The sequence below is a fragment of the Kitasatospora sp. NPDC042419 genome, assembly GCF_056437345.1.
Window position 1 is genome coordinate 593,512 of record NZ_JBWKAW010000001.1, and the last position, 26,710, is coordinate 620,221.

General features: G+C 72.1%; 21 protein-coding genes, 1 tRNA gene and 1 pseudogene. 11 read left to right on the forward strand and 12 right to left on the reverse strand.

Annotated features, from left to right (window positions below; genetic code table 11):
* Positions 1–44: 44 nt before the first annotated feature.
* From AC067J_RS02635 to AC067J_RS02660, 6 genes are all read right to left on the reverse strand, one after another.
* The gene (locus AC067J_RS02635) at positions 45–938 is read right to left on the reverse strand and encodes an amidohydrolase family protein (RefSeq protein WP_478296125.1); all 894 of its coding nucleotides are present in this window, start codon (positions 936–938) and stop codon (positions 45–47) included.
* Positions 935–2,569, reverse strand: coding sequence for an acyl-CoA dehydrogenase family protein (locus AC067J_RS02640; RefSeq protein ID WP_478296126.1), 1,635 nt, complete (start codon positions 2,567–2,569; stop codon positions 935–937). Before AC067J_RS02640 ends, AC067J_RS02635 begins: the two co-directional genes overlap by 4 nt.
* Positions 2,553–3,182 (reverse strand): TetR/AcrR family transcriptional regulator, encoded by a 630-nt coding sequence (locus tag AC067J_RS02645; protein WP_478296127.1) that lies wholly within the window; start codon positions 3,180–3,182, stop codon positions 2,553–2,555. Before AC067J_RS02645 ends, AC067J_RS02640 begins: the two co-directional genes overlap by 17 nt.
* 203 nt (positions 3,183–3,385) lie before the next feature.
* Positions 3,386–4,843, reverse strand: coding sequence for a S28 family serine protease (locus AC067J_RS02650; protein ID WP_478296128.1), 1,458 nt, complete (start codon positions 4,841–4,843; stop codon positions 3,386–3,388).
* 158 nt (positions 4,844–5,001) lie between these two features.
* Complete coding sequence (locus AC067J_RS02655; protein WP_478296129.1) at positions 5,002–5,901, reverse strand: S1 family peptidase; 900 nt, start codon at positions 5,899–5,901, stop codon at positions 5,002–5,004.
* Between the two features lie 309 nt (positions 5,902–6,210).
* On the reverse strand, positions 6,211–6,885 hold the full coding sequence (locus AC067J_RS02660) for a TetR family transcriptional regulator (RefSeq protein ID WP_478296130.1): 675 nt from the start codon (positions 6,883–6,885) through the stop codon (positions 6,211–6,213).
* Positions 6,886–6,997: 112 nt separating this feature from the next.
* Here AC067J_RS02660 and AC067J_RS02665 point away from each other — a divergent pair, with 112 nt between their 5' ends.
* The 3 genes from AC067J_RS02665 (at position 6,998) to AC067J_RS02675 (ending at position 8,600) form a co-directional block, all read left to right on the forward strand.
* Positions 6,998–7,153 (forward strand): hypothetical protein, encoded by a 156-nt coding sequence (locus tag AC067J_RS02665; protein ID WP_478296131.1) that lies wholly within the window; start codon positions 6,998–7,000, stop codon positions 7,151–7,153.
* 31 nt (positions 7,154–7,184) lie between these two features.
* Positions 7,185–7,532: a hypothetical protein gene (locus tag AC067J_RS02670; protein ID WP_478296132.1), complete on the forward strand. Its 348-nt coding sequence runs from the start codon at positions 7,185–7,187 to the stop codon at positions 7,530–7,532.
* Between the two features lie 171 nt (positions 7,533–7,703).
* A complete protein-coding gene (locus AC067J_RS02675) occupies positions 7,704–8,600 on the forward strand; it encodes a metallophosphoesterase family protein (RefSeq protein ID WP_478296133.1) in 897 nt (298 codons plus the stop codon).
* Positions 8,601–8,719: 119 nt separating this feature from the next.
* Here the strand turns inward: AC067J_RS02675 and AC067J_RS02680 are convergent, their stop codons facing one another.
* Positions 8,720–11,272 carry an ATP-dependent Clp protease ATP-binding subunit gene (locus tag AC067J_RS02680; RefSeq protein ID WP_478296361.1) on the reverse strand — a complete coding sequence of 851 codons (2,553 nt, stop codon included), beginning with the start codon at positions 11,270–11,272 and terminating at the stop codon, positions 8,720–8,722.
* Between the two features lie 86 nt (positions 11,273–11,358).
* Positions 11,359–12,075: a VIT1/CCC1 transporter family protein gene (locus tag AC067J_RS02685; protein WP_478296134.1), complete on the reverse strand. Its 717-nt coding sequence runs from the start codon at positions 12,073–12,075 to the stop codon at positions 11,359–11,361.
* Between the two features lie 192 nt (positions 12,076–12,267).
* On the opposite strand from AC067J_RS02685, the gene AC067J_RS02690 reads away from it, so the two are divergent.
* Positions 12,268–13,203 carry an SRA domain-containing endonuclease gene (locus tag AC067J_RS02690; RefSeq protein WP_478296135.1) on the forward strand — a complete coding sequence of 312 codons (936 nt, stop codon included), beginning with the start codon at positions 12,268–12,270 and terminating at the stop codon, positions 13,201–13,203.
* Positions 13,204–13,466: 263 nt separating this feature from the next.
* Here the strand turns inward: AC067J_RS02690 and AC067J_RS02695 are convergent, their stop codons facing one another.
* On the reverse strand, positions 13,467–14,483 hold the full coding sequence (locus AC067J_RS02695; protein ID WP_478296136.1) for a substrate-binding domain-containing protein: 1,017 nt from the start codon (positions 14,481–14,483) through the stop codon (positions 13,467–13,469).
* 443 nt (positions 14,484–14,926) lie between these two features.
* Between AC067J_RS02695 and AC067J_RS02700 the strand changes: the two genes are divergently transcribed.
* The 5 genes and pseudogenes from AC067J_RS02700 to AC067J_RS02720 form a co-directional block, all read left to right on the forward strand.
* Positions 14,927–15,967, forward strand: coding sequence for a nuclease-related domain-containing protein (locus AC067J_RS02700; protein ID WP_478296137.1), 1,041 nt, complete (start codon positions 14,927–14,929; stop codon positions 15,965–15,967).
* 529 nt (positions 15,968–16,496) lie between these two features.
* Positions 16,497–17,687, forward strand: a complete 1,191-nt coding sequence (locus AC067J_RS02705) for an HNH endonuclease (protein WP_478296138.1) — start codon at positions 16,497–16,499, stop codon at positions 17,685–17,687.
* 895 nt (positions 17,688–18,582) lie between these two features.
* The gene (locus AC067J_RS02710) at positions 18,583–19,491 is read left to right on the forward strand and encodes a hypothetical protein (protein ID WP_478296139.1); all 909 of its coding nucleotides are present in this window, start codon (positions 18,583–18,585) and stop codon (positions 19,489–19,491) included.
* Positions 19,488–20,717, forward strand: coding sequence for a hypothetical protein (locus AC067J_RS02715; RefSeq protein ID WP_478296140.1), 1,230 nt, complete (start codon positions 19,488–19,490; stop codon positions 20,715–20,717). Before AC067J_RS02710 ends, AC067J_RS02715 begins: the two co-directional genes overlap by 4 nt.
* Before the next feature lie 111 nt (positions 20,718–20,828).
* A pseudogene (locus AC067J_RS02720) lies at positions 20,829–20,957 on the forward strand (site-specific integrase); the annotation flags it as partial.
* Positions 20,958–21,025: 68 nt separating this feature from the next.
* On the opposite strand, the gene AC067J_RS02725 reads toward AC067J_RS02720, so the two are convergent.
* A tRNA-Val gene (locus AC067J_RS02725) sits at positions 21,026–21,100 on the reverse strand.
* Positions 21,101–21,314: 214 nt separating this feature from the next.
* Here AC067J_RS02725 and AC067J_RS02730 point away from each other — a divergent pair.
* Together AC067J_RS02730 and AC067J_RS02735 are read left to right on the forward strand one after the other, a co-directional pair.
* Positions 21,315–22,637, forward strand: coding sequence for a hypothetical protein (locus tag AC067J_RS02730; RefSeq protein ID WP_478296141.1), 1,323 nt, complete (start codon positions 21,315–21,317; stop codon positions 22,635–22,637).
* 79 nt (positions 22,638–22,716) lie between these two features.
* Positions 22,717–22,938, forward strand: coding sequence for an FmdB family zinc ribbon protein (locus AC067J_RS02735; RefSeq protein WP_478296142.1), 222 nt, complete (start codon positions 22,717–22,719; stop codon positions 22,936–22,938).
* 86 nt (positions 22,939–23,024) lie between these two features.
* Here AC067J_RS02735 and AC067J_RS02740 read toward each other — a convergent pair whose 3' ends face one another.
* Positions 23,025–23,945, reverse strand: a complete 921-nt coding sequence (locus AC067J_RS02740; protein WP_478296143.1) for an HAD family hydrolase — start codon at positions 23,943–23,945, stop codon at positions 23,025–23,027.
* A 5-nt stretch (positions 23,946–23,950) separates the two neighbouring features.
* Positions 23,951–26,563, reverse strand: coding sequence for a phosphoribosyltransferase domain-containing protein (locus AC067J_RS02745; RefSeq protein ID WP_478296144.1), 2,613 nt, complete (start codon positions 26,561–26,563; stop codon positions 23,951–23,953).
* Between the last annotated feature and the right edge of the window lie 147 nt (positions 26,564–26,710).

The following is a 26,710-nucleotide window of genomic DNA, read 5'->3' on the forward strand; positions in this document are numbered from 1 at the left end:
CACCATCCTCACATCACCTCCCGCACAGGCTTATTGACATGTCGTCACATACCGAAGAGCCGGGCCGCGTTGTCGTGGCAGACCGCGCGCAGCCAGTCCTCCCCCAGCCCGAGCCGCTCCAGCGCTTCCAGCTGGTGCACGTACCGGTACGGGATGTTGGGGAAGTCGCTGCCGAGCAGGACGCGGTCCCGGAGCCCGGCCAGGCGCGGCAGTTCGGCGGGCGGGAACGGGGTGTCCCGCTCGACGAAGTCGGTGAACGCGATCGTCGTGTCGAGCCGGACCTCCGGGTACCGCTCGGCGAGGTCGAGGAAGTCGGTGTACTCCGGCAGACCGAGGTGGGCGACCACCAGGACCAGCCGGGGATGCCGGGCGAGCACCTCGCCGATCGGCCCGGCGCCGGTGTGCTTGCCGGGGACCGGTCCCGAGCCGCAGTGCGTCACCACCGGGGTGCCGGTCTCGGCGAGCAGGCCCCAGACCTCGTCGAGCCGCTCGTCCGCCGGGTCGTAGCCGCCGACCTGGAGGTGCGCCTTGAACACCCGGGCGCCGTCCTCGATCGCCCGGGCCACGTACCCGGGCGCACCGGCCTCGGGGAAGAACGTGGCGGTGTGCAGGCAGTCCGGGGTGCGGGCGGCGAAGTCGGCGGCCCAGCCGTTGAGCCAGCCCGCCATGCCGGGCTTGTGCGGGTAGAGCATCGCGGTGAACGCCCGGACCCCGAAGTCCCGCAGCCACCCGACGCGCCGGTCCTCGGCCTCGCGGTAGGTGATCGGCCACGGCCGGTCGACCAGCGGGCCGGCCGCGTCGAAGTACGCCCACACCTTGTCGAGGACGTTCTGCGGCATGAAGTGGGTGTGCACGTCGATCAGCCCGGGCAGGCCGAGGCCCTGCCAGAAGGCACGGACCTCGGCCGCCTCGGCGCTACGGGCGGCCGGATCGCTCATGCCGGCACCGGGCGGGCGCGGTCGATGATCGCGCCGGTGTCCGACCCGGCCGGCAGGGTGCCGAAGGCGGCGCCGTGGTCGCCGCCGAGGCGGGAGGCGCAGAACGCGTCGGCCACCGCCGGGTCCCCGTACCGGACCAGCAGCGAGCCCTGGAAGGCCAGGGCCATCGACTCGACCAGCCGGCGGGTGCGGAACTCCAGGTCGTCCCGGTCGGCCAGTTCCTTGCGCAGCCCGGCGACGGCGGCGTCCAGCCTGCGGTCGGCGCCGGCGGCCGCGTCCAGCTCGCCGAGGAGGGCGTCGACGGTCTCCGGGTGCCGGGCCATGGCGCGCAGGGCGTCCAGGGCGGCGACGTTGCCGGAGCCCTCCCAGATCGAGACCAGCGGCGCCTCGCGGTAGAGCCGGGGCATGCCGGACTCCTCGACGTAGCCGTTGCCGCCCAGGCACTCCAGCGCCTCGGCCGCGTGCGCCGGGCCGCGCTTGCAGACCCAGTACTTGGCCACCGCCAGGCCGAGCCGGCGGACCAGCGCCTCGGTGGCGTCCCCGGCGAGCGCGGCGTCGGTGGCCTGGGCGAGCCGCATCGCGACCGTGGTCGCCGCCTCGGACTCGACGACCAGGTCGGCGAGCACGTTGCGCATCAGCGGCTGGTCGACCAGCGCCCGGCCGAACGCCCGCCGGTGCAGCGCGTGGTGGACGGCCCGGGTGGCGCCGAGCCGCATGCCGGAGGCGGCGCCGGTGGTGCAGTCGAGGCGGGTCATGTTGACCATCTCGATGATGGTCGGGACGCCCCGGCCCTCCTCGCCGACCAGCCACCCGACGGCGCCGTCGTACTCGATCTCGGCGGAGGCGTTGGACTTGTTGCCCAGCTTGTCCTTGAGCCGCTGGAGGTGGATCCGGTTCCGGCCGCCGTCCGGCAGGACACGCGGCAGCAGGAAGCAGCTGAGGCCGCCGGGCGCCTGGGCCAGGGTCAGGAAGAGGTCGGACATCGGCGCCGAGGTGAACCACTTGTGGCCGGTGAGCCGGTAGCTGCCGTCGGGCTGCGGGACGGCGGCGGTGGTGTTGGTGCGGACGTCCGAGCCGCCCTGCTTCTCGGTCATCGACATGCCGGCGATCAGACCGCGCTTGCCGTGCGGCTCGCGCAGCCCGAAGTCGTACGTCGTGGAGGTCAGCAGCGGCTCGAACTCGGCGGCCAGGGCCGGGGCGGCGCGCAGGGCGGGCACGGCGGCGTAGGTCATCGAGACCGGGCAGGTGTGGCCGGCCTCGACCTGGCCCCAGACCAGGAACTTGGCGGCGCGGGCGGCGTGCGCGCCGGGCCGGTCGTCCCGCCAGGGCGCGGCGTGCAGGCCGTGGCCGACGGCGGTGCGCATCAGCTCGTGCCAGGACGGGTGGAACTCGACCTCGTCGATCCGGTGGCCGAAGCGGTCGTGGGTGCGCAGCACCGGCGGGTTCTCGTTGGCCAGCCGGCCCCACTCGGCGGCCTGTTCGGAGCCGGCCAGCCGGCCGAGCTCGTGCAGTTCGGGCTCGGCCCAGCCGGCGCCGGCCCGGTGCAGGGCGGCGAGCAGGGCCGGGTCGGCGGCGGTGTCGTGTCCGTACGGCAGGGGCACCTGGTTGGTGACCTCATGCGTCGCTGTCATCGCGTCCTCCCAGGGCACGCAGGGTGAAGGAGACCAGGGCTGGGACCACCTCGGGCGGGGTGGTCCGGGTGTCCGGCGGGCGGGCGGCCGCGAGCGGGCCCGCCAGTGCCTCGCCGACCGCGCCGACGATCGCGGCGGCGGTCAGTTCCGGGTCCTGGCCGGGCACGTCGCCGGCGGCGAGGGCGGCGGTGATCTCGGCGGCGATCACGTCGCGGAAGGCCCGCCGGAACACCAGGCGTTCCGCGTCCACCACGGTGTCGGCCGGTTCGACCAGCAGCGCGTGGGCGAGTCGGGGGGCGCGCAGGGCGCGGGCGGCGAAGGTCTCGACCACGGCCGCGATCCGCTCCCGGGGGGTGTCGTGCCGGGCGACGGCCTCGTGCACGGCGGCCACCTCCCGGGTGACGACCCGGCGGAACAGTTCGACGGAGAGCTCGGCCTTGTTCGCGAAGTGCTGGTAGAGCGAGCCGGTGGCGATCCCGGCGCGGTCCGCGACGGCGGCCATGGTGCAGCCGCCGTAGCCGCGCTCGGCGAGCAGCCCGACCGCGGCCTGCAGCACCGCCTCGCGCTGGGCGTCCAGGCGGGCTTGTACGGCGGGCGTGCGTCGGTAGGCCATAAAAGAATTGAAGCACTGATTCACTGCTTCGGGGAGAGGCCCGCGGGGCCGGAAGCGCGAAGAACCGGAAACGCCGTGGGCAGGGAACGCCGTGGGCAGGGAACGCCGGAGGCCGGAGAACCCGCTGGGTCGGAAAACGCCGGGGGCCACCCGCCGACGCACGGTCGGCGGGTGGCCCCTGAGTCAGTGCGCGGCGCCGGGGACTACAGGCGGACGCGCTCCTGCTTCAGCCCCTCCTCGTCCAGCGGACCGATCGGCGGGACGCGGTACTGCCCGGTCAGCGAACGGGCCGCGACGTCGGCGCCGAGGCCGGCCCACTCCAGCACCTTCGCGGTGGCCGCGGCCGACTCCGCGGCCGGCAGCTTGTCGATGTTGGCACCGTGATTGCCGCCGGGCACGGTGTAGACGTAGCTGTCCTCGCTGCCCCAGCCCAGCCGGAACGGCTCGGCACCCCACGGGTCGTTCTGGCCGTAGACGTAGATGATCCGCTCGGCGGAGTTGCGGACCCAGCGGTCGACGTCACGCATCGCGGACGGGTCGAAGCGCATCGGGATGTTCTTCGGCACGTAGGTGCGCGGCGAGTACAGCTCCTTGTAGTCGTAGTGCAGCAGGCCCTTGAGGTGCGACACGTCGAAGCTGGGCGCGCCCAGCTCGGTGCCGGCCTGGTAGTAGTACGCCGTGTAGCCGGCGAGCGACTGGTCGCTGTTGCCGGTGATGCCGCTCTGGGCGTCGAACCAGGCGTACAGCTCGTCGTCGGTGGCGGTGGCCGCCGGGACCTTGGCGCAGTCGGCCTCCAGGCTGTACTGCCAGAACGCCCAGACCGTGTCGAGCACCCCGGCCTCGTACGCCCGGTCGGCGCTGCCGGTGGTGGTGAAGGTCGAGCCGGCGGCGGCGTTGTCGGCCGCGTAGCGGGCCTGCAGCCGGTCACGGCGCACCAGCAGCTCGCGCTGGGCGGCGGTCAGCGCGGCCCGGCACTCGGGGGTGCCGACGTTCTGGAAGAACCGGCTGTAGGCGGAGTCCTCACGGTTGTCGACGTCGTTCGGCGCGACGTAGGCGATGGTGCCGGCCACGTCGTCCGGGAAGAAGCGGCGGTGGTAGGTCGAGGACATGCCGCCCTTGGAGGCGCCGGTGGAGAGCCACTCCTCGCGGTAGATCCGCTTCAGCGCGTTGATGATCCGGTGCGAGTCGGTGGCCGCCTGGCGGATGCCGGCCTTGCTCCAGTCGGCGGGCTCGGGGCGGGAGGGCGAGAAGTAGCGGTACTCGATGGAGACCTGGTTGCCGTCGACCAGCCGGGCCGGCTCGGTGCGCGAGGGCGTGGTGCGCAGCGCGTAGCCGTTGGTGTAGAAGACGGTCGGGCGGTCGTAGCCGCGGTGCAGCACGCTCAGCCGCTGCTGGAAGGTGCCCAGCCAGGGGCGGTCGTGGTCGATCGGCTGGGTGTAGGTGAGCAGGAAGTAGCGGTGGCCCGTGGTGGTGGGCTTCTCCTCGGTGATGGTCAGCCCGCGGATCGCCGCCAGGCGGTCCTTGATGTCGGCCGACGGGTCGTCGGCGGCGGCGGACGCGCCCGCGGAGGGGTTCTCGGCGAACGCCGGGGAGGCCAGGCCGAGGCCGAGCAGCGGTATCAGCAGGACGGCGACCAGCAGTCCTCTGAGCTTGGTGGTCATCAACTCTCCATCGGGTCAACGGAACTGTTCGGTGCTCTGTCCGTACTCTCCGGCAGCCGGCGGGCGACTGCCGGACGAACGGACGAACCGGCCGTCCGGTAGACGGCCGAATGGGCCACCCGCCGGTCGCGGATGGCCCATCGGGGTGAACGTGCTGGTCAGGGGCGCGGCAGGGTGCAGCCGGGCAGGTTCAGGTCGAGCCGGTTGCCGGAGGCGAAGCAGGCCGGGATGGTGTACGTCTCCTGCGCGTAGCCGATCCCCCGGCGGACGGTGACCGTGCCGTTCTGGTCCACCTCGCAGGGGTTGTTCAGCGTGCAGCGCTGGCCGCTCTCGTTGATCGTGTTGTTGACGGCGACGACGGTGCCGTTGGCGTCGACGACCGGCGAGCCCGAGGTGCCGCCGATGACGTTGCAGCCGGCCGTGTAGCGGACGGAGTCCTTGAACGTCCACTCGGCTTCCTTCAGCCGGTAGGCGAAGCCGTCGACCGAGCAGGAGTAGATCTTCTTCCAGTACCCGGAGACGACCTTGATCGCGGTGCCCTGGACGGGGTGGGTGGCCGCGATGGTCAACGGGGCGATCCGGTACTGCGACTGGATCGCGGCGTAGGTGGTGTTCAGCTGGTAGATCGACACGTCGGTGTCGGTCATGGCGCCGTACACGATCTTGTTCGCGCGCAGGGTGCCGAGCGAACCGCCGCTCGCGTTGAGCAGCGTGAAGGTGCGGCTGGAGGCGCGGTTGACGACCACCTGGCCGGGGCCGGGCATACCGGTCTCCAGGCAGTGGCCGTTGGAGAGCACCAGCGCCGGGTCGTTGGCGGTGGAGTTGGGGAGCCGGACGAGCGAGCCGGAACAGTTGCTGAGGGCGACGGTTCCGGCGAAGGTGACGGCGGCGAGCGCCTGTTCACCCTGGGGTGCTGCCGCGACGGCCTGGGCGGCGGCTTCGGCGGTCACCGCGGCCGGTGCGGCGGGGGAGGCGGCGGTCGCCGCGGGGGCTCCGGCGAGGGCGGTGGCCCCGGCGAACAGGAGCGTGGCGAGCGTGCCTATGAGCGGCTTCTTCATGAGAGACCTCTCGGTGTGGGGGTGCACCAAAGCTGTCGCGGACATGACGTCATGTCAAGAGTCATGTCGCGGGGAAGGTCCGCCCACCACGACGAGGGCACGGATTCCGGCCGTCCGGACACGCCCACCGGACGCTCTGGCGGGTCAACTCATGGACCGGCCAACGCCCTTCGCCCGCCGAGCCCGACCTCCCCGCCCACCTTCCACCCCGCGCCGGACCCCCAGCACCGATCACGGAGACCCCGCCCCCAAGAGCCGGCCACCCGGCCGTCAGCCGTCAGCCCGTCGAGGTGTCAGCCCGTCGAGGCGTCAGCCCGCCGAGGTGTCGACCGGCCAGTGCCGACGGCCGACACTGATCAGCCGCAACTGGAGCCGGGCGGTGGCCGCGACGCGCCGCTCGCGCCCCGGGTCGGCAGCCCGCACCTCGGCCTCCTGCGCCTCCAGGAAGGCCGCAGCCGTGGAGACCACGTGGTCCACGTACAACTCGGCGAGCATCCGCAGATCCGGCTCGCGCCACCCGCGCGAGACCGGCTGGAGCGCGAGCGCCGCTCCGACCTCGGTGGCGAACCGCCCCAGCTCCGCGTCGATCGCCTCGCGCACCTGACGCACTCCCCCGTGCCGCTCGCGCGCCAGGAAGCGGACGTGCGGCCGGTGTTCGCGGACGTGGGCCTCGATCACGTCGACCGTGCGGTCGATCAGCTCCTCGGCGTCACCCGGCTCCGCGAGCAGTGCGCGGACCAGCACGTGCAGGCTCGCGAGCGACTCCTCGACCAGGGCGACCCCGAGCGCGGCGAGGTCCGGGAAGTGCCGGTAGAAGGCGCCCGGCGAGAGCCCCGCGGCCCGGGTGACCTCGCGGACGCCGAGGCTGGCCAGATTCTGATCGGCCAGCAGGCCCAGCCCGGCATCCAGCAACGCACGCCGGCTCTGCTGCTTCTGGGCCTGCCGGGCCCCCGTACCGCGCTCAGGGCGCTCGATGTGACTCACGCCATTCAGTAAACAAGTGTTTGCCGAACTTGGCCAGCCGGGCGTACCGTGCCGGAAGGATTCGGCGAACACTTGTTAACCGAAATCCCTCCCTCCTGCCGGAAGGACCGTCATGATCCTGCTCACCGCCCTGATCGCGTTCGGCCTCCTGGTCGGCGCCGCCGCCCACACCTCGCTCCCGGTCTTCCTCACCGCCTCCGCCGCCATCACCGCCTGGCTGCTCGCCTTCGGCGTCCGCGAGGGCCTCGCCCACCTGCGGCAGCGCTGAAACCCGCCCACCCCGGAAAGGAACGGTCGTCATGAGCACTCACCTGAGCACCCGTCCGAGCACCCGCCCTTCCTCCACCTCCGCCGTCCCCGCCTCCGCCGCCCCCGCCCCGGTGCCCTCCCGCACGTTCTCCCGCACGCTCTCCCCCGAGGCCGACAACCTGGCCGTCGCCTCCTTCCTCCTCGGCCTCCCGGGCCTGCTGCTCTTCAACCTCGTCCTCGGCCCGCTCGCCATCACCCTCGGCACGCTCGCCCTGGTCCGCCGCACCCGCCGCCCCGGCCGCGCCGCACTCGGCATCGTCCTCGGCATCGCCTCGCTCGCCGTCCTGGCCGCCGCCACCGTCGCCGACCACGGCGTGCTCTGGCAGTTCGGGAGCTAGCGCGAGAGTCCTCCCCGGGCACGTCCGAAGGCACGTCCGAGACAGGATCCGAGACGGGATCCGAGGTGGGACCCGGGGTCGGGTCCGCGCCGACCGTGCGCATGATCCGGCCACCCTGCGGGCACACACCCGGCCGCCCCCCGTACTGTTGGCCGGAGGCCAGGTGACGACATGGGGGCTGAAGTGACCGGACTGACCGACGAGACCACCGCAGGGCGCGGCAGCACCGGCCCCGGGCGGGCCGGACGCCTGCTCGCCGTGAGCGACCTGCACGTCTCCTACCAGCAGAACCGCGACCTGGTGGAGCAGCTGCACCCGGACTCGCCCGACGACTGGCTGATCGTCGCCGGTGACGTCGCCGAGTCCACCACCACCATCCGCTGGGCTCTGGAGGTGCTCGCCGAACGGTTCGCCAAGGTGATCTGGGCGCCCGGCAACCACGAGCTGTGGACGCACCCCAACGACCCGGTCCAGCTGCGCGGCGTCGCCCGGTACGAACACCTGGTCGACCTCTGCCGCGAACTCGGCGTGGTGACCCCCGAGGACCCGTACCCGGTCTGGAACGGCGCCGGCGGACCGGTCGCCATCGCACCGCTCTTCGTGCTGTACGACTACTCCTTCCGTGCCCCCGGCACCACCACCAAGGAGGAGTCGCTGGCCGCCGCCTACGCCAGCGGCGTGGTCTGCGCCGACGAGCGGTTCCTCCACCCGGACCCGTTCCCGGACCGCGACTCCTGGTGCCGCGAGCGCGTCCGGCTCACCGAGAAGCGGCTGGCCGGGCACGACCCGGAGCTGCCGCTCGTGCTGGTCAACCACTACCCGCTGGTCCGGCAGCCCACCGAGATCCTCTGGTACCCCGAGTTCGCCCAGTGGTGCGGCACCGACCTGACCGCCGACTGGCACACCCGGTTCAACACCGCCGCGATGATCTACGGCCACCTGCACATCCCGCGCAAGACCAGCTACGACGGCGTCCGGTTCGAGGAGGTCTCGCTCGGCTACCCGCGCGAGTGGGGCAAGCGCGGCCTGCCGGACCCGCTGCTGCGCGAGGTCTTCCCGCAGGCCTGAGCCGGGGCCCGAACCGCGGAGCTCGACACGCGGGCGGCGCGCCGGCCACTCCCGACGCGCCGCCTCCCCGTCCCGCTGCCTCTGCCTCTGCCTCTGCCCCACCCCTCCCTACCCCGTCCTCACCTGTCCGCCCCCGTCTTCTCCTCGGGCTTCTCCGCAGCCGCCTGTTCGGCCTCCTCGAAGGTCGCCGAAGGCTCCGGCCGCGCCAGCACCACCACCAGCTCGCCGTCCGACACCTCCGCCACCAGCGTGTCGCCCTCCTGCACGGTGCCGTCCAGCAGCAGGTTGGAGACCCGGTTGTCCAGCTCCTGCTGGATCGTCCGGCGCAGCGGCCGGGCCCCGAACTCCGGCTGGTAGCCGCGGTTCACCAGCCACGCCTTGGCGTCCTCGGTCACCTCCAGCCGGATGTCCTGCGCCTTCAGCCGGCGCCGGCTGCGGTCCAGCAGCAGGTCCACCACCTGGAGCAGGTCCTTGCGGGTGAGCGCGTGGAAGACGATCACCTCGTCGATCCGGTTGAGGAACTCCGGCCGGAACTGCGTCCGCAGGTCCCGCATCAGGTCGTCCTTGATCTCGTCGACGTCACCCGCGTGGTCGAGGATCCGCTGCGAGCCGATGTTGCTCGTCATGATGACCACGGTGTTGCGGAAGTCGACCGTGCGGCCCTGCGCATCCGTCAGCCGCCCGTCGTCCAGCACCTGGAGCAGCAGGTTGAAGACGTCCGGGTGGGCCTTCTCCACCTCGTCGAAGAGCAGCACGCTGTACGGCTTGCGGCGCACCGCCTCGGTGAGCTGGCCCGCCTCGTCGTAGCCGACGTACCCGGGCGGGGAGCCGACCAGCCGGGAGACGGTGTGCTTCTCCTGGAACTCGCTCATGTCGAAGCGGATCATCCGGTCCGGGTCGCCGAAGAGCAGTGCGGCCAGCGCCTTGGCCAGCTCGGTCTTGCCGACACCGGTCGGCCCCAGGAAGAGGAACGAGCCGGTCGGCCGGTCCGGGTCGCCCATCCCGGCCCGGCCGCGGCGCACCGCCTGGGCGACGGCGGTGACCGCCTGGTCCTGCCCGATCACCTTCTCGTGCAGGTGCTCCTCCAGCCGGAGGAGCCGCTCGCGCTCGGTCGCGTTCAGCTCGGCGACCGGGATGCCGGTACGGCGGGAGAGCACCTGCGCGATGTCGTCCGCGGTGACCGCGACGACCTCCTCCCGGTCCTCGGCGAGCGCGGCCAGCTCGTCCTCGGTCCGCCGCAGCTCGGCCTTCAGGTTGGCGGCCCGGACGAACTCCTCGTCCGACACCGCCTCCTCCAGCTCGCGCCGCAGCTTGGTGATCCGGTCCTGCACCGGCATCGCCGCCGTCGAACCGCTCAGGCTGCGCAGCCGCACCCGCGCACCGGCCTGGTCCAGCAGGTCGATCGCCTTGTCCGGCAGGAAGCGGTCGCTGACGTAGCGGTCGGAGAGCGACGCGGCGGCGTCCAACGCCTCGTCGGTGAAGCGCACCTGGTGGTGCGCCTCGTAGGCGTCCCGCAGCCCGTGGAGGATCTCGACCGTCTCCTCGACGCTCGGCTCGGGCACCAGCACCGGCTGGAAGCGGCGCTCCAGGGCGGCGTCCTTCTCGATGTGCTTGCGGTACTCGTCCAGGGTGGTCGCGCCGACCACGCTCAGCTCGCCCCGCGCCAGCGCCGGCTTGAGGATGTTGCCCGCGTCCATCGAGCCCTCGCCGCCGGCGCCCGCCCCGACCACGGTGTGCAGCTCGTCCAGGAACAGGATGACGCTCTGCTCGGCCGCCGTGACCTCGTCGATCACGCTCTTCAGCCGCTCCTCGAACTCGCCGCGGTACTTGGAGCCGGCCACCAGTCCGGTGAGGTCCAGGGTGACGACCCGCTTCTCCTTCAGGCTCTGCGGGACGTCCCCGGAGACGATCCGCTGGGCCAGCCCCTCCACGATCGCGGTCTTGCCGACACCCGGCTCCCCGATCAGCACCGGGTTGTTCTTGGTCCGGCGGGACAGGATCTCGACGGTCTGCTCGATCTCCTCGGCCCGGCCGACCACCGGGTCCAGCCGGCCCGCCCTGGCCTCCTCGGTGAGGTCCCGGCCGTACTCGTCCAGGGTGGGCGTCTGACTCGGCTGCGCACCGCCGGAGCTGCGCTCGCCGCCGACCCCCCGCCCGTCCAGTACGGTGCGCAGCGCCTCCTGCGAGGGGGCCACGTTCCGCAGCGCCGCGCCCGCGCCCGACCGCTCCTCGTCCAGCAGTGCGCCGAGGATGTGCTCCGGCCCGATGTACGAGGCGCCCGCCGCCTGCGACCGGGCGTGCGCGGCGAGCAGGGCGCGCTTGGCGGCCGGCGTCAGCGCGGGGCGGCCGTCCCCGGTCGGCGTCGCCGCGCCGGCGGGCAGGGCGTCGGCGAGGTCGCCGGCCAGCCGGTCCGGGTCGACGCCCGCCCGCTCCAGCATCCGGCGCGACGGCTCCACCCGGGTGGCCGCCCACATCAGGTGCGCGGTGTCGAGGTCGCTGCTCCCGTCCTCGGCCGCCCGCTGCGCGGCCAGTCCCAGCAGCTCCTGCGCCGACTCGCTGAGCAGCCGGCCGATGGGCACGCGCTGCACGGCGGGCGGGGAGGCCATCGGGCTCATCCCGAAGAACCGGCTGAGCAGGTCGGAGAACGGATCGTTCGATCCGAACGGCGGCATGGTCACGGTAGTTCACCTCTCCCAAGCGGTCTGCGAGCCACACAAACACAGCCCACCCGGGCCCGCCTCCCGGAGCGGGCCGCCGCTCACCCGGTGACGTGGTCCAGCAGCGAGCCGCCGCAGTAGGTCACCACCATCGCCAGCAGCCCGCCGGCGACGTTCCGCAGCACCGCCCGGCCCGGCCGGGCGCCGCCCAGCCGGGCGCTGACCCAGCCCGACACGGTGAGCGCCACGAGGACGGCCGCCACGGTCACCGCGAGCCGCCACGACTCCGGCGGCAGCAGTACCGCCAGCAGGGGGACGAACGCGCCCAGGGTGAACGCGGCGGCACTGGCCAGCGCCGCCTGCCAGGGATTGGTGAGCACGTCCGGATCGATGCCCAACTCGGCCTGCGCGTGCGCGGCGAGCGCGTCCCGCTCGGTGAGCGCCACCGCCACCTCCCGGGCCAGTCCGCGGTTCAGACCGCTGCCCCGGAAGTACCCGGTGAGCTCGTCCAGCTCCCCCTCCGGGTCCTCCTCCAGTTCGCGCTTCTCCTTGGCCAGCGCCGCCCGCTCGGTGTCCCGCTGCGTGCTCACCGAGACGTACTCCCCGGCCGCCATCGACATCGCCCCCGCCAGCAGCCCCGCCACCCCGGCCGCCAGCAACGCCGCCCGCGACTCCGACGCCGCCGCGACGCCGGTCACGATCCCGGCTGTCGACACCACCCCGTCGTTCGCCCCGAGCACCGCCGCCCGCAACCAGTTCAACCGCGCCGACAGCTCCGCCCGGCTCTCCCCCGGCACCTGCGCGGTCTGCTCGCTCATCCGCACCACCTCTCCCTGATGATCACCCGCCCGTCCGGCCCCCGCACTCCCTGAGCTCGGCGCCCGTTGGCGGGAGCGTTCGCGCCTCTCTCCGCTGCATGCCCCAATCCGATGTCAAAAATCGGTATCCAATAAGCATCTAGTCCTACTACCTTCCTGGATGAGCACCGCCAGCCCCCATCAGGAGGATCCATGTCCGCGATCGCGTCCCCGGCCGAGTGGGACCTCAAGCCCGGCGACCAGATCGAACGGAAGAAGCTGCACGCCAAGTACGGAGGACGGACCCAGGGCGGCATCGGCCCCTCCGCCAAGAGCCCCAACGTCATGATCTTCACCGACCAGGTAGCCGGGGAGAAGCACGGCTACTACGACGATTGGATCGACGGACTCTTCCACTACAGCGGCGAGGGGCAGTACGGCGATCAGCGGATGATCTCCGGCAACGCCAGCATCCTCAACCACAAGAAGGACCAGCGGGCCCTCCGGGTCTTCGACGGTGCCCGCGGAGTGGTCACGTACCGCGGCGAGTTCGAGGTCGACGAGGATCTTCCCTGGTACGAGGCCGACGCGCCGGAGACCAACAACGGGCCGCTGCGGAAGGTCATCGTCTTCCGGCTGCGCGCCGTCGACGCCGAACCGAAGGCACCCACCACCAGGCTCGGCCGCCTACTGAAGACCAAGCCCGAGGTCGTCAAGACGCTGCCGGTAGAACAGCAGTTGACCGAGAAGTCCTTCGTCGACCCGAACCGCGAGCCCTACGAAGCCGAACGCAAGGAAGGCAAGCTCCTGACCGCCTTCAGTGACTTCCTGCGCGCCAAGAAGCACGAGGTCGGCCGGCAGCAGATCCTCCCCGACGGCGAAACTCGCCCCCTCTTCACCGACCTCTACGCCGCGGAACTCAACCTGCTCATAGAAGCCAAGGGCAGCGTCACCCGCGAGACGGTTCGGATGGCGATCGGCCAACTCGCCGACTACGTGCGCTTCATGCCCTCCGGAACCACCAAGGCCATCCTGGTACCGAGCAAGCCGCGCCCCGACCTGCTCAGCCTCGCCGAAAGCCAGGACTGCACCGTCATCTGGCCCCACGACAAGACCTACCTCAGCACCGACCCCGACCTGACCTTCTAACGTCGGACCCGGGACCCACCGCCTGCTTCCTCCAACTCGCCCCTGCCAACGCCTGCCGGTCCTCGGTCCGCCTCCGCCTCCGCCTCACCCGATTCACCACGGCCCGGCCGCCTCTCGCCCGGTGCAGCGCTACGAACGCGCCGCGCCGGGCGAGTTGGTCCACGTCGCCGCCGAGCGGCCGGGGCACGAACCCGACGGCGGACGGGCCATCTCCGTGGGCGTGTCCGCGGAGATGGCCCCTCCGCCGTCCCCCTCCCCCGCCGTCAGGTGGTGACGGTGCTTCCGCAGGCGGCGATCGGGACGAACCCGTAGTCGACGATCACCGCGGGGTGGGCGCAGATCCAGCCCTGCGGGCCGAAGACGCTCTTCAACGCGGTCGCGTACGGGGTGGCCGCCGTGTACTCCCCGGTGCGCATGATGTTGTAGAGCGTCCGCCCGTAGACCGTGCCGAGGAACGCCGAGTTGATGCTGTTCGACGCGTTGACCGGTGCGATCCCGTTGATGCTGCGCAGCGCCAGCGGGCCGGGGCTCTCCACCGCCGTGCCGTGCCCCCGGTACACCTGGGCCACGTAGGTGCCGACCGAGTACGGGAACACCACGTTGACGTCGTTGAGCACCGGGTCGGTGCCGCGGTCGTTGCGGGGGCCCGCCGTCACACAGACGCCCGGGGTGCTCACGGCGATCGCCTTGAGGAACGCCGTCCGGGTGTCAGAGATCGCCGGCGGGAGGTACGGCTTGATGGCGACGTTCGGCAAGGAGGCCGAGATCTGGGCCCAACTGGTGATCGAGCACTCGTAGATGCCCTTGAGCTGGGCGGTGGTCAGGTTGGCGGGCGCGTTGCCGCCGGCCTTGGCCGACCAGGTCACCGCGTCCCTGGCGAAGGGCACGAACGTGTAGGGCGTGGGATCGCCCGCCACCGGGCCGCGCGAGGAGCGGCTGTAGTTCACGGTCGCAGCGGTGTTGATCGCCAACGCGGTGAGGCCCTGGCCGGAACCGTCGGGCCGCGCGATGGAGAGCGCACCCGCCTTGGGCGTGATCGGGTTGACCCCGGTGACGTCCCAGCTGTACAGCTTGGGCAGCGTGGGCGCGACGACGGCGTTGTAGTCGCCGGACGTCTGGTTCATGAAGCCCTGCGTGGTGTCCACGCCCACCCCCACCAGATCGACGGCGGCCGGGACGACACCGGGCGGCGGATCCGCGACCGCCGCCGGAGCGGCGAGCACGGCGCCGCACACGGCGGCGGTGAGAGCGGTGAACACACGGACAGTGGTCGAACGCATCGAGGGACCCTCCCGGGCAGACGGACACCAAACGGCAGCGAGCGCGCCCATCATCGGGACTCACCCAGCTCCGAGCAACGTCCCCCCGCACCCCGCCGACCGGGCTCGTACGGTGACGAACGGTCCCGCTCCACCCCGCCAACCGGCCATGAATCCCCCACCCCGGCAGCCCCCGACCTCCCTCGGCCCCGGCCGGACTCCAAGAGTTCTTCCTGCGGCCGCCCGTTTCCCCGCGCCCAGGACTCGTCCGACGACCCACCCGCCTCAACCGACGCCCGGCCCGGCCCGGAACCCGGGGGCCACCGGGCCTTGCAGGACGGCCGCGGGAGAATGAGCCCCGCTGCTACTTGGCAGGGGCGCCGTCACCGGTCACGACGTTCGCGATCTGCCGCACCAACCCGTCACCCGCTTCGACGGCCTGCGTCACACCCACCACGCCGGTCGTGAAGATCGCCAACGCCGCCGTGATCTTCACCAGGCCGTTCCGCCAGCGCCCTCGCCCTGAACCCGTGGGGAAGGTTCTTGCGCACACCCCCGGTCCGCGCGTGCCCGATGCCCTCTTGGCAGTCGACCGTCACCGTGTTGTGGTGGACCGTCGGGTGATCGCTGTCTCGGGGGTGGGGATGGACGAGTTCACGGTGGGACGCTGGCGCCGGCACGGGCATGACCGGCTGTATGTGAACCAGCGCGGCGCCGAGAGGGCTCTCGGCTGGTACGACTTCAGGACCGGCGAGACCGTGGTCAGCGACGAGAGTCAACGGGGCCTCGTCGAGCGCGTGTTGGCCGCTCACCTGGGGGCGACCACGCCCGGCTGCGCGGAGACAGATCCAGGGCTCCCTGCCGCACCGCCCGCCGCGCCCCCTGCACCAACCTGCTTCGACCTGGCGCAGAACGCCCCTGGTGACTCCATCCGTCGGAAGATCAGTGAGCTTGAGCCGAGTTGGATCAAACGACGCCTCGCCTACTGGCTCAGCACCGAGCAGACGCAGGCCCACACCTGGGCGGTCGGCCTCCGGGGCGAGCGTCTGGTCGGCCGTCGGCTGGACCGTCTTCGCCGTGACGGATGGGAGGTGCTCCACTCGGTGCAGCTCTCCAGCGGAACCGACATCGACCATCTGGTCATCGGGCCGCCGGGCGTCTTTACGGTCAACACGAAGCACCACCGGGGTGCCGCCGTCTGGCAGGGGGATCAGGCGATCACCGTGAACCGCGCGCCCACACGCTATGCGCCCGTGAGCCGGAGCGAATCGGCGAAGGTCGCACGAGTGCTGTCGGCACGCTCCGGATTCCCGGTGCCGGTTCAGCCGGTGGTCGCCGTGGTGGGGGCGGCCTCGATCACGATCGGGTCGACGCTGTCCCCCGTTCTGCTGCTGGACGGTGCACACGTGGATCGGCACCTGTCCGGGAGGCTGCCTCAGCTTCGGAGCGATCAGGTGGCCCATATCTTCGCCGTGGCCCGCGACAGCCGAACCTGGCACGGCTGAGCGTTCACGCGGTGGGCGGGGGAGCCTCCGGCGCGCCGGAGGCGCGGGGGGGGGGGGAGTGAGGGCCTGGAAACGATCAAGGGCCAGTTCGGGAGGACCACGCCTCCGAACTGGCCCTTCTCCGCTGTGGGCGCGGACGGTTTCGAACCGCCGACATCTGCTTTACAACATCCGACCTGCCAATTCCCGGCCCCCCGCACCACCGGGCACCACCGGGCACCACCGGGCACCACAACTGGCCACCACGGAGCACCCGTTCTGGCACGCGAGTGGCACGGGCAGTCACGTGCCGCGGGTCCGGGTACGGACAGGCCTCAAGCGGATCGCCCGGCCGTGACTCTTGTTCATGACCCTTTCGTCCCGAAGCAACCCTGATGCCCGTCCGACGTGAGGGGCGGTGTTCCCCACGACTGGTCCAGATCTTGGACGCCAGTGATGGTGAGTCATGCCTCACACTCGACGAGGGAACTGATCTCCGGAAGGTGAAGTTAGTAGGCTCACGTCGCACGTCGAGACCTAAGGGTGGGCCATGGGGATCAGGGACCTGACGAGTGCCACTGCGGTGGAAAGGGCACTCGCTGAGTACAACGACCTGGGCGGGCAGGCTTTCCGCGACAGGTACGGATTCGGCCCCTCGACGCAGTACTACCTCAGCCACGCCGACCTGCTTTACGACGCCAAGGCGATCGCCGGCGTCGCTTTCGGCTATCAGCATGGGACCAGCGGCCCGTTGTCGAACGACCAATTCGATGGTGGCGAGGCGGCCACGAACCCCGTACTGCGCGCCATGGGGTTTACGGTCCTAAGCAGCCACACGGAGACCGTGGACGCAGAACGGGAGTGGCGCCTGGCCGTGTGGCGGAATCTGCTCGGACGACGGGACAGCTCAGGGCTAGTCACCGCGGACATCGTCCGCTCGGTAGGTGCATACGGCAACTACCGGGGCATCTGGACGAACAAGTCCCGGACCCAGAAGATCCACCCCGACGGCGTGACGATCGGGCTCAAGCACACAGGCCAGCACTACCCCGACAACCTGAACGAGAACGGAGCTCTCTACCACTACCCAGTCACGAGGCAACCGGGCCGCGACCTCGGTGAAGTCAACGCCACGAAGGCGGCCGCCACGCTCCGACTTCCGCTGTTTGTGATCACCGAGCATGGCGACCTCCGAGGCGTACACCTTGCATGGGTAGAGGGCTGGGAGGACGAGAGCAGCCTGTTCTTGGTCAACTTCGGTGAGACCCCGCCCGTGCAAGTCCTGGACCGCGACCGGTCAGAAGAGCAGCCGTTCCAGCTCGAAGGCAACAGGCGCCGCCGACGGAACGGGACCGTGGTCACACGACCGGACCAGGCACGATTCAAGATCGAAGTGTTCCAGCGGTATGGTCCACGTTGCTCGCTCTCGGGGATCGCGATTCCCCAGATGGTCGAGGCGGCCCATCTCCGGGGCGACGCTGACGGCGGCGCCTCGGACGCCCGCAACGGCCTGCCGATGAACGCCGCGCTCCACAGGGCCTTTGACGCTCACCTCTTCGCCATCAACCCCGACACCCTGACCGCAGAGGCGCGCCCTGGCGGGCCAAGCCTGGAAGCCATGGGCATCGTGAATCCAAAGCTCGCCCTGGACCGCCAACCGCACCCGGAAGCTCTTCGGTGGCGTTACACCGAGTGGTTGCGCTGCACTGGCCAAGAGGCGGACGTACCGGCAGGCCGGTAGACAGACTGGGCACTCCAGAAGCCCCGCATCGTTCGGTGCGGGGCTTCTACGCTGCTGCACTCGGCAGGAACCGCCATCACCGGCCCGTAGGCGACGCTAATGCCGGCCTAGAGAACCCAATGCCCATAGGCTCAGAATCCGATTCAACGCGTCATCCGCCAGGGCCTTAAGCCTCTTCTCGATCTGGCCATCAGCCGGGGAATCTACTCCTCCTTCCCACGTGGCGAGTTCCGGATCGAGATATGCCACCCCCACTCTTGAGCACCTCAGCCTCGAATGAGTATGGAGCATCCCCAAGTGAACTGTTGAGGCGTTCGGCAAGTGGCATTGGATTTCCGATCGAATAGACCGGTCCACGATATTCCGCAGGTGCGGCTGATTTCGACCTCGCGGATGGCTTCGAACGCCGGCATCTGCTTTGTAAGCTCGTTCGATGCCCCGGACAGGCCCAGCGAAGCCGCACACACCTCCCAGCAGCCGGACGCCACAGCCTCCGTAGCCATCTCGTGTCCGTCGGTGTTGCCGTCAGATCTGCCGTCAGCGGAGTCCAGCAGCCGACAGTGGCACTCCGCACCCCGACTGGCCGCTGACCGGGATGACTTGACTCGCCGTCTGGTCGCGGGTCATCCTCTTCCTGCGTCGATCCGCGTCGGCACGGCGTACGACACCTGGACCCCCAAATCCGGATGGCCCCGCTGGGGCACTGCGACCCGACCGGCAATCCGGACGGTGAATGTTCGTACTGCTGCACGACGTGGCAGGCGCCACGGAGTACACACCGTCAGTTGGCGGTAGTTCCCTCCGTGGGCGGACGACACTTCTCGCCTTCGGGCGTCGCACCGCTGAAGCTGTCGCAGCACTCGGCTGCGCAGCAGCGTCACGATGGGCAAACCCAGTGACCGAGCACATCCCGCTCTTCCGTGAGCCGCACAACCTCCAGCCCCGTATCGAGCTTCCCTCCCAGGCGGATCACGACCTCGAGGCTCTCAGCATCACCCGCCGGCCGCCGCCGCTGCCGGAGATGCCGGCCACCGCCGCGCTGCGGAAGGTCGCTGTGCGGCTGGAGAAGAACCCGCGTACCAACCTCGACGAAGACGCCCGCAAGGCCGCCGCGGCCCTGCAGGTCGAGCCCGAGCGGGCCGCCCTGCTGGTCACCACGCAGCCCAACGGCGTCTCGCTGCTCAGCGAGGTGGCTGTTCCGGGTGGCGCGCTGGACGTGATCGAATGCCGGGCCTGGGCCCGGATGCTGTTCCCGCTGTACCAGCCGCGTATCGCCGCCCTGTCCCTGTCGGTGCCGGCGCCCCGTCTGCTGGACGAGCACGACGGGAACGGTCACCCGCTCGCCCAGGCCCAGTGCGTGTTCTCCTCCCCGAAGGAGCTCGCCGAGCTGGTCCGCGAGACGGTGGTCAGCACGCTGAACACTCCGAAGTCCGACTACTCGGACTCGATCATGCAGCGCGGTGTGTCCGAGCCGCTCCTGGTCATCCTGGTCCGGGTCACCTTCACCGACGGCTCGCCCTCCCGCGTCCTGCCCGTCGTCGTGGACGGCATCTCCCGGCTCTCCTCCGCCGCGAAGACCCGCACCGCCCGGAGTAACGAGGGCACCGGCGACGCCGTGGTCGAGGACCTCCTGCGCGACCCCAACAGCCTGCGCCGCGCGGTGCGGGATGAGGTCGTCACCTACAACACCGCCTACCAGCGTGGGCTGACCGACCAGGTCGTCCGCGTCGGCCAGGCCACGACCGTACCCGTCCGCCTGGTCGTCGGCGCCCACAACGGCAACACCCCGGAGGCCGGCCAGTGACCACGCAGACCACGACCGCGAACCCGCTCGCCCCGGAGGGCACCTTCTCCTTCGTCACGATGGTGGAGAACCTCGTCGCCGGCGAGCACCTCGAGAAGAACCCCTGGACTCAGGACGCGATGTGGCACAACATCGCCAACCAGGTCATCGACGGGCTCGTCGCCCGCGGCGTGCTGACGCGGATCCAGGGCGACATCATCACCGGGGTCACACCGCTCGCCGAGCTCCCCGACCTGATCGGCTGCCCCGACGCCTCCCCCATCTGGCGCGCGATCTACACCACCCACCGCCTCGCCAGCGGTGCCGCGTTCCGCGCGGCCAAGGCCGAGGTCCGCAACATCATGGCCCGCCGTGCCGTGACGACCAAGCAGTTCAGCTTCATGCTCGGCGTCATCGTCGACCGGGACATCCGCAAGTCCAAGAGCCGCAAGGAGAAGGGCACCCACAAGCCCGCCTCCCTGCAGACCGCCCGCAACGCCTTCGGGGACGGTGGCTACCTCATCGAAACCGTGACCGCCGCCGCCTGGACGCCGATCTACAAGGCACCCACCGAGCTGCTGGAGATGGCGCTCACCGGTGACGCCGCGGCCCGGACCACGCTGATGATCGGCGGCGGCTACGCCCTGATCATGGACGGCTACCTCACCCGCGACCGCGAGTCCAAGTTCTACGAGGGCACCACCCCCTACCGCGGCACCCCGCCGGTGATCCTCAGCGACTTGGCCAGCCACCCCCACGGCCTGCGCATGCTCGCCACCGCGTGGTCAGGGTGGGACCCTGAACGGCCCACCCACGAGTACAACATCCCCGACATCAAGGAGGACGGCAGCGTCGTCATCACGGGGTCGACCGTCGAGACCCGCCAGGCGACGCGGCTGACCGAACACCGGCTCTTCGAGATCGCCAGCCCCAGCAAGGTGATGGCCGGGTTCCTCAAGCAGCAGGAGAGCCGCCGCAACCGGAGCACCGACAGCCCTGAGGACCGCGACCGCGAAAACCGGGACCGTCTCACGGTCGCCCTTGAGATCGCCATGGATGCCGCCAACGAGCTCAGCATGTCCACCGTCTCGCCGCCGCCGCACCCCTTCGGCACCCACGACGAGTGGACGAAGGCGCGGGATGCCGCACTCCAGGTGTACGCCACTCTCGTGAAGAACGAGCCCGACGCCCAGGCCGGCTTCATCGATAGCGATGACCCGGACAGTGCCGAGGATGAGTCGTACTAGTCACAGAACCTAGCGCTCGTTGACCATGGCGCCGACCGGCATCCCTGCCGGCCGGCGCCATGGTCAGTTGGTCAAGTGGGCAAGCTCGCTCCGAGACCGTGAGACGACTGAATGGAGATCCTGGGATACTCGCAAATCGCCGTGCCGATGAACGTCTACACCCACGTCTCGGAGGACACCCGGCGGGAGGCGCTGGGACACATGGACCGCCTGCTGAAGCGGAGGCGGCCGACGGCCTGACATCAGCAGTTGCCGTCAGTCGGTGCAGTCAAATGGCCCGCAGCATGATTGCTGCGGGCCATTTCTGCTGGTGGGCGCGGACGGTTTCGAACCGCCGACATCTGCTTTGTAAGAGCAGCGCTCTACCACTGAGCTACGCGCCCCTGGTCGTGGGCCTGTGGAGGGCGCACGACGAGTGCCTAGGGTACCTGGTCTGCGGGGCGGTGTGGTGCACGTGGTCGGTGGGTGGGACGGGTGGGGTGCCGGTGGGGCGGGGTGATCGGGAACAATGGGCGGTGGATCAGCTGTCGGAGCAGGGAGCGCACAGTGAGGGTGGCCGGCGGAGGCGGGCGGGGGCGGCGGTGGCCCGGGGGTGTGATGGCCGAGGCTCTGGTGCTGCCGCTGGTGGTCGCGGGTGTGCTGGGGGCGGCGGGGGCCGCGTCGTTCGGGGCGGGCGGGGGCTGGTGGGGGCGGCGCAGCGGTGACGGCATGCGGGCGGACGCCCGGGCGGCGCGGGATGCGGCGCAGCAGGCGTTCTACGAGGTGGACTCGGCCCAGCGCGAGGTCCGGCTGGCGGTGGAGACGGTGCGCGCGGTCGGGGACAGCGCGACGACCCGGCGGGCGGTGGCGGACTTCGAGGCGATCTCCGGCCGGGTGGACCAGGTGACCGTCAACTACCTGGCGGCCCTGGACGCGCACGACCTGGACGCGGAGGAGCTGGAGTCCGGCGTGGCGGCGCGGGCCAAGCACCAGTTGGACGACGTGAAGGGGCAGCTCGGCTCGGCGCTGGCGGAGCTGAACGACTTCCTGCGGAAGCTGCAGCCCTCGCTGGACCGGGCCGAGTCGCAGCTGATGCGGGTGGCCCCGGCGGTGGAGCAGGCGAAGCATGCGCTGCTGGCGGCGACCAACGCGCTGGACGCGGTGCGCGGCGCCGGGCTGCGGGCGGACGACCTGGCGGCGCGGCTGGCCGAGCTGGCGCCGGAGCTGGGGCGGCTGAACGAGGGCGCGGGACGGCACGGGGTGGCGGCGACCCTGCAGCGCGCCGAGCGGGTGAAGGAGCGCGCGGACGCGATCGTGGCGGACGCGGAGCAGTTGCCGGAGCGGGCCCGGGAGATCGACCGCCGGGTGGCCAGTCTGCGGACCAGGATCCAGGCGCTGGAGACCAAGGCCGAGACGGTGGAGCCCGCGCTGAGCGAGCTGCGCCGGCGGTTCACCCTCGCGTGCTGGCAGGACCTGCAGCGGGTGCCGGACCAGGTGGTGGAGACCCGGCGGGCGGCCGAGGAGAAGCTGGCCGAGGCGGCGCGGGCGCGTGACGAGCAGCGGTGGCCGGACGCCACGGGCGCGCTGGGCACGGTGCGGGCGCTGCTGGAGACGGCGGACGGCTCGGTGGTCGCGGTGAACGAGCGGTTGCGGCAGCTGAACGAGGTCCAGCACGACCCGAGCCGGGAGATCGAGCGGACCAGGTTCGCGCTGCGGGACGCGCAGCGCCTCGCGATGGCCGGGCGGCAGGCGCCGGACCCGCGGCACGCCGCTCCGCTGGACGCCGCGGTGGCGCGGCTTGACCGGGCGGCGGCGGAGCTGGAGGAGGCCGGGCGGCACCCGGACTACTGGCACTTCCTGACCGAGTTGGCCGCGGTGCGGGAGACGGCGGCGAACGTGGTGGAGCTGATCCGCGGCGACCTGGGCAGCGGGCACCGGTAGCAGAGGGGAAGCGGGGCCGGGCCGGCGGAAGCGGGGAAGCGCGGGCCGTCGGGAGCGGCGCCCGGCTACGCTGCGTGGTATGCCACGCTATGACTTCCGCTGCCGCTCCTGCGGCGCCACTTTCGAGCTCCGCCGCACGATGGCGCAGGCCAACGATCCGGCGGTCTGCCCCCAGGGCCACGAGGACACCGTCAAGCTGCTCTCCGCCGTAGCCGTCACGGGCGCCGCCGGCGGGTCCGGCGCGCCGCAGCAGGCCCCCGGCGGCGGGGGCGGCTGCTGCGGCGGCGGGTGCTGCGGCTAGCGCGTTCCCGGTCGGCCGGTGCTGCGGCTAGCGCGTTCCCGGTCGGCCGGTGCGCGGCAGGTGCCGGCCGGCCGACCGGGCGGGACTCAGCGGACGGCGGCCGGCAGGAGGTCGTCCGCCTCGCCCCGGACGCGGGCGAGGAACTGCCGGACGATCTCCTCGCCGGCGGCCACCCCGACCTCGTCGAGGGCGGTGACGCCGGGGGCCGTCCAGCCGCTGTCGGCCAGTTCGCCGTGCCCGGGGCGCCAGCCGGCGTCGGCGGCGAGCAGCAGGTCCGCGTCGAGCAGGGAGTCGCCGGCGGCGAGCACGGTGGGCCCGGGGTCGACGCCGCCCGCGGCATCCCCGGCCGCGGCGCGACCGCCGACCCGGCGCCGGACCTCGGCGAGGGCGGCGCTCTTGCTCAGCGGCCCCGGCACCGCGTACACCTTGCGGCCCTGGAGCGACACGTTCCAGCCGCGTTCGGCGCACCAGCCGGTGAGCTCGTCCAGCCAGCCGGCCGGCAGCTCGGCCCGCTCGACCACCAGGTAGGCGAAGAGCTCGTCGGCGACCCGGCGCTTGTGCGTCCACTCCGGGTCGGCGCAGAGCGCCAGGTGCTCGACCACCTCGGTCAGCGGCGCCGCCCCGGCGGCCAGCCGGCCGGCCATCTCGGCCTGCCAGTCCTCGTCCGGCACGCCGTCGACGAGCAGCCGTCCGCCGTTGCTGCAGATCGCGTACGCCGGCACCCAACCGGGCGTCGGGCCGGGCAGGTTGACCCGCTCGTACTGCGCCCGGGTGCGGGTGGTGGCGGGGACGAGCAGGGCCTCGCGGGCCAGTTCGACGAGCAGCCCGGCGGCCTGCTCGGTCATGAACGAGAGCGCCTTGCCGTCGTGCACCTCGACGGAGAGCAGGCGCGGCGCGAGCCGGTCGGGCACGTCCAGGGCGAGGGCACGGTTGGAGTAGATCAGGGTGCGGTCGAGGTCGCTCGCGACCAGGAAGTCGCGGGGCAGCGGGCCACGGGGGCTGCTCATCGGGTTCAGGACTCCTTCACCAGGACAGCCGTGCCGGAGGCGCCGGTCGCTCCCCGGCTGTAGCGGGGGTGGATCAGGCCGACGCACGAGTACGGCAGGTCGTCGACCTCCTCGACGGGGACGCCGCGCTGGGCGGCGAGCAGGCGCACGTGGTCGAGGTCGGCGCCGGTACCGCGACGGGCCAGCACCCGCCAGGGGACGCGGCGCAGCATGACCCGGGTGGTCTCGCCGACGCCGGGCTTGACCAGGTTGATGTTGTCGATGCCGTACTCGGCGCTGATCCGTTCGACGGCGGCCCAGCCGGCCCAGTCGGGCGTGCGGTCCGCCGCCCGGTCGGTGTCGAGGAACCGGCCGGCGGCCGCGACGGCCTCGGCCCGGACGGCGTCGAAGTGGTCGGCGACGGTGTCCAGGAAGGCCTCGGAGACGTCGGCGCCGGCCAAGTCGGTGTAGTGCTTGGCGCCGTGGAAGTCGTCCGGGCCGATCAGGTCGGCGCGCAGCACGGTGCGCGAGACCAGGCCGGAGACGGTCGAGTTGAGGCAGGCGGAGGGGATCAGGAAGTCGTCCCGGGTGCCGAAGGTGCGCACGCAGCGGCCGGGGTCGGCGAGGACGGCCAGCCCGGGGTCGAAGCCGGTTCCGGCGAGGGCCTCGTCGAGCTCGCGGGTGATCGCGCCCTTTCCGGTCCAGCCGTCGACGAAGACCACGTCGGAGGCCTGGTGGTGGGCGGCCAGGTAGCGCAGGGCGACCGGGTCGATGCCGCGGCCGCGGACGATCGAGACGGCGTAGTGCGGGGCGTCGACGCCGTGCCCGGCGGCCAGCCAGCGGCGGATCAGGACGCCGACCGGCGTTCCGGCGCGGGCCAGTGAGGCGAGCACGAGGCCTCGGCCGCGTTCGGCCAGCAGGGTCTCGGCGACGGTTCCGACGGCGAGCGCGATCCGCCGGGCGGAGACCCGCAGCGCCTGGTGGAACAGCTCCTGGTACTCGGGGCTCGGCTGGTACTCGACCGGCAGCGACTCCGCGTAGTGGGCGCCGCCGCTCTGCACGGCCTCCTCGCGCTCCTCGGTGGGCGCCTCCAGGGCGACGCCGGAGAGGTCCTTGAGCAGCCAGGCCACCTCGTCGGCGCGGTAGGAGGAGAACTCCGGGCCGTACAGCGGGCTCGGCAGCCGGGACGCCGGGTCGGCGGCGGACGGGTCGGCGGACGACTCGGCGGCGGACGACTCGGCGGCGGGCGACTCGGCGGCGGGTGCGGCGCCCGACGGCGCGGCGGCGGGCCGGTGCGACGGCAGGACGGCGAGCACCACCCGGTCGGTGACCCGCCGCAGCTGGCCGAGCAGGGCCCGCTCGCCCTCGTGCAGCGCGGGGGTGTCCGCGACGTCGTCGACCACCAGGACGACGGTGGCGAATCGGCGGGACGGGTCCACGCCGGGGGCGACGTTGTACGCGTACCGCTCGCGCGGGGAGTCGTCGGCGGGTTCGTCGTGGGCGGGGAAGGCCAGCCGGGTGCGGATGGCGTACCCGGGGTCGTCGACGGCGAGGACGGGCGAGCGGGTGGTCGTGGAGTAGTGGACCCGCTCGGCGCCGCCGGGGAGCCGGTCGGCGAGGGCTGCGGCGAGCCGCAGCGGCGCGTACATCAGCTCCTCGAAGCCCAGTACCAGCACGCGCCCGCCGTCGGCCGCTCCGGCCGCCCCGCCGTCCACGCCGCCCCGGCTGTCCCCGACGCCCCCGCCGTCAACGCCGTCCCCGACACCGCGCACGGCGTCGGCCAGCTGCCCGGCCAGCGCCGGGAGCGCGGCGTCGAGCCGGGCCCGGTGCTCGCGGGTGAAGCCGTGCCGGCCGCCCTCGGGCAGGCCGGCCGGCCAGGCCAGCTCGGCGCGGACCAGCGGCGCGGCGGGGGCGGGCGGCGGTTCGGGCGCCGGACCGGCCTCGGCGATCAGCCGCTCGGCCCGGGCCAGGATGTCCTCGGGGAGCTCGACGCCACCGTCGGCCAGGGCCACCAGGTCCAGCCGGGCACCGAGCTCGGCGGCGACGTCGGCGAGCCGGCGGCGGTCGGCGGCGCCGCGCAGGTCGACCAGGGCGACCACCACGTAGTGGTCCCGGGGGTGGCGGGCGTGGAGCGCGCGCACGGTGTTGAGCACGGTGGTACCGGTGGAGAACTCGTCGTCCACCAGCACCAGTGGCCCGTCCCCGGCGAGCAGCCGGGGGTCGGTGGGCAGCAGCAGGTGGGAGGTCGCGTGCGAGTGCTCCTCCTCGAAGCCGCCGACCGGCTCGACGCCGGGCACCGGGCGGCGGGTGGAGTGCAGGTACGGGGCGTCCAGGCCGTCGGCGACGCTGTGGCCGAGGCCGGTGGCGGTCTCGGCGTAGCCGAGCACGACGGCGCGGGCGGCGGCCTCGTCGCCGAGCAGCTCGCGCACCCGGCGGCCGAGGTCGAGGCCGGCGCCGTGCACCACGGCGGGAAGCTGCGGGACGTGCTTGCCGAGCACGCTGGAGACCAGCAGGTGGGCCCGCTTGCGGTTCTCCCGCAGGGCGAGGCCGACCAGTTCGGGGAGCCGCTCGGAGCCGGTCAGGCCGATGCCTGCCCGTTCGGCGACCCATCGGCCGGTCCACTCCTGCGGTGCTGCCACGAGACGTCCTGTCACTACGGGTCCTGCTTTCGGTGGTGCGGTTCACATCTGGGAAGGTCTTCTGGACGGCGCCGTCGGACGGCGGGCCATCGGGCCGAGGTCGAGCCGGACCGCCCCGGTCCGGGGCCGAACCGACGAACCGACGAA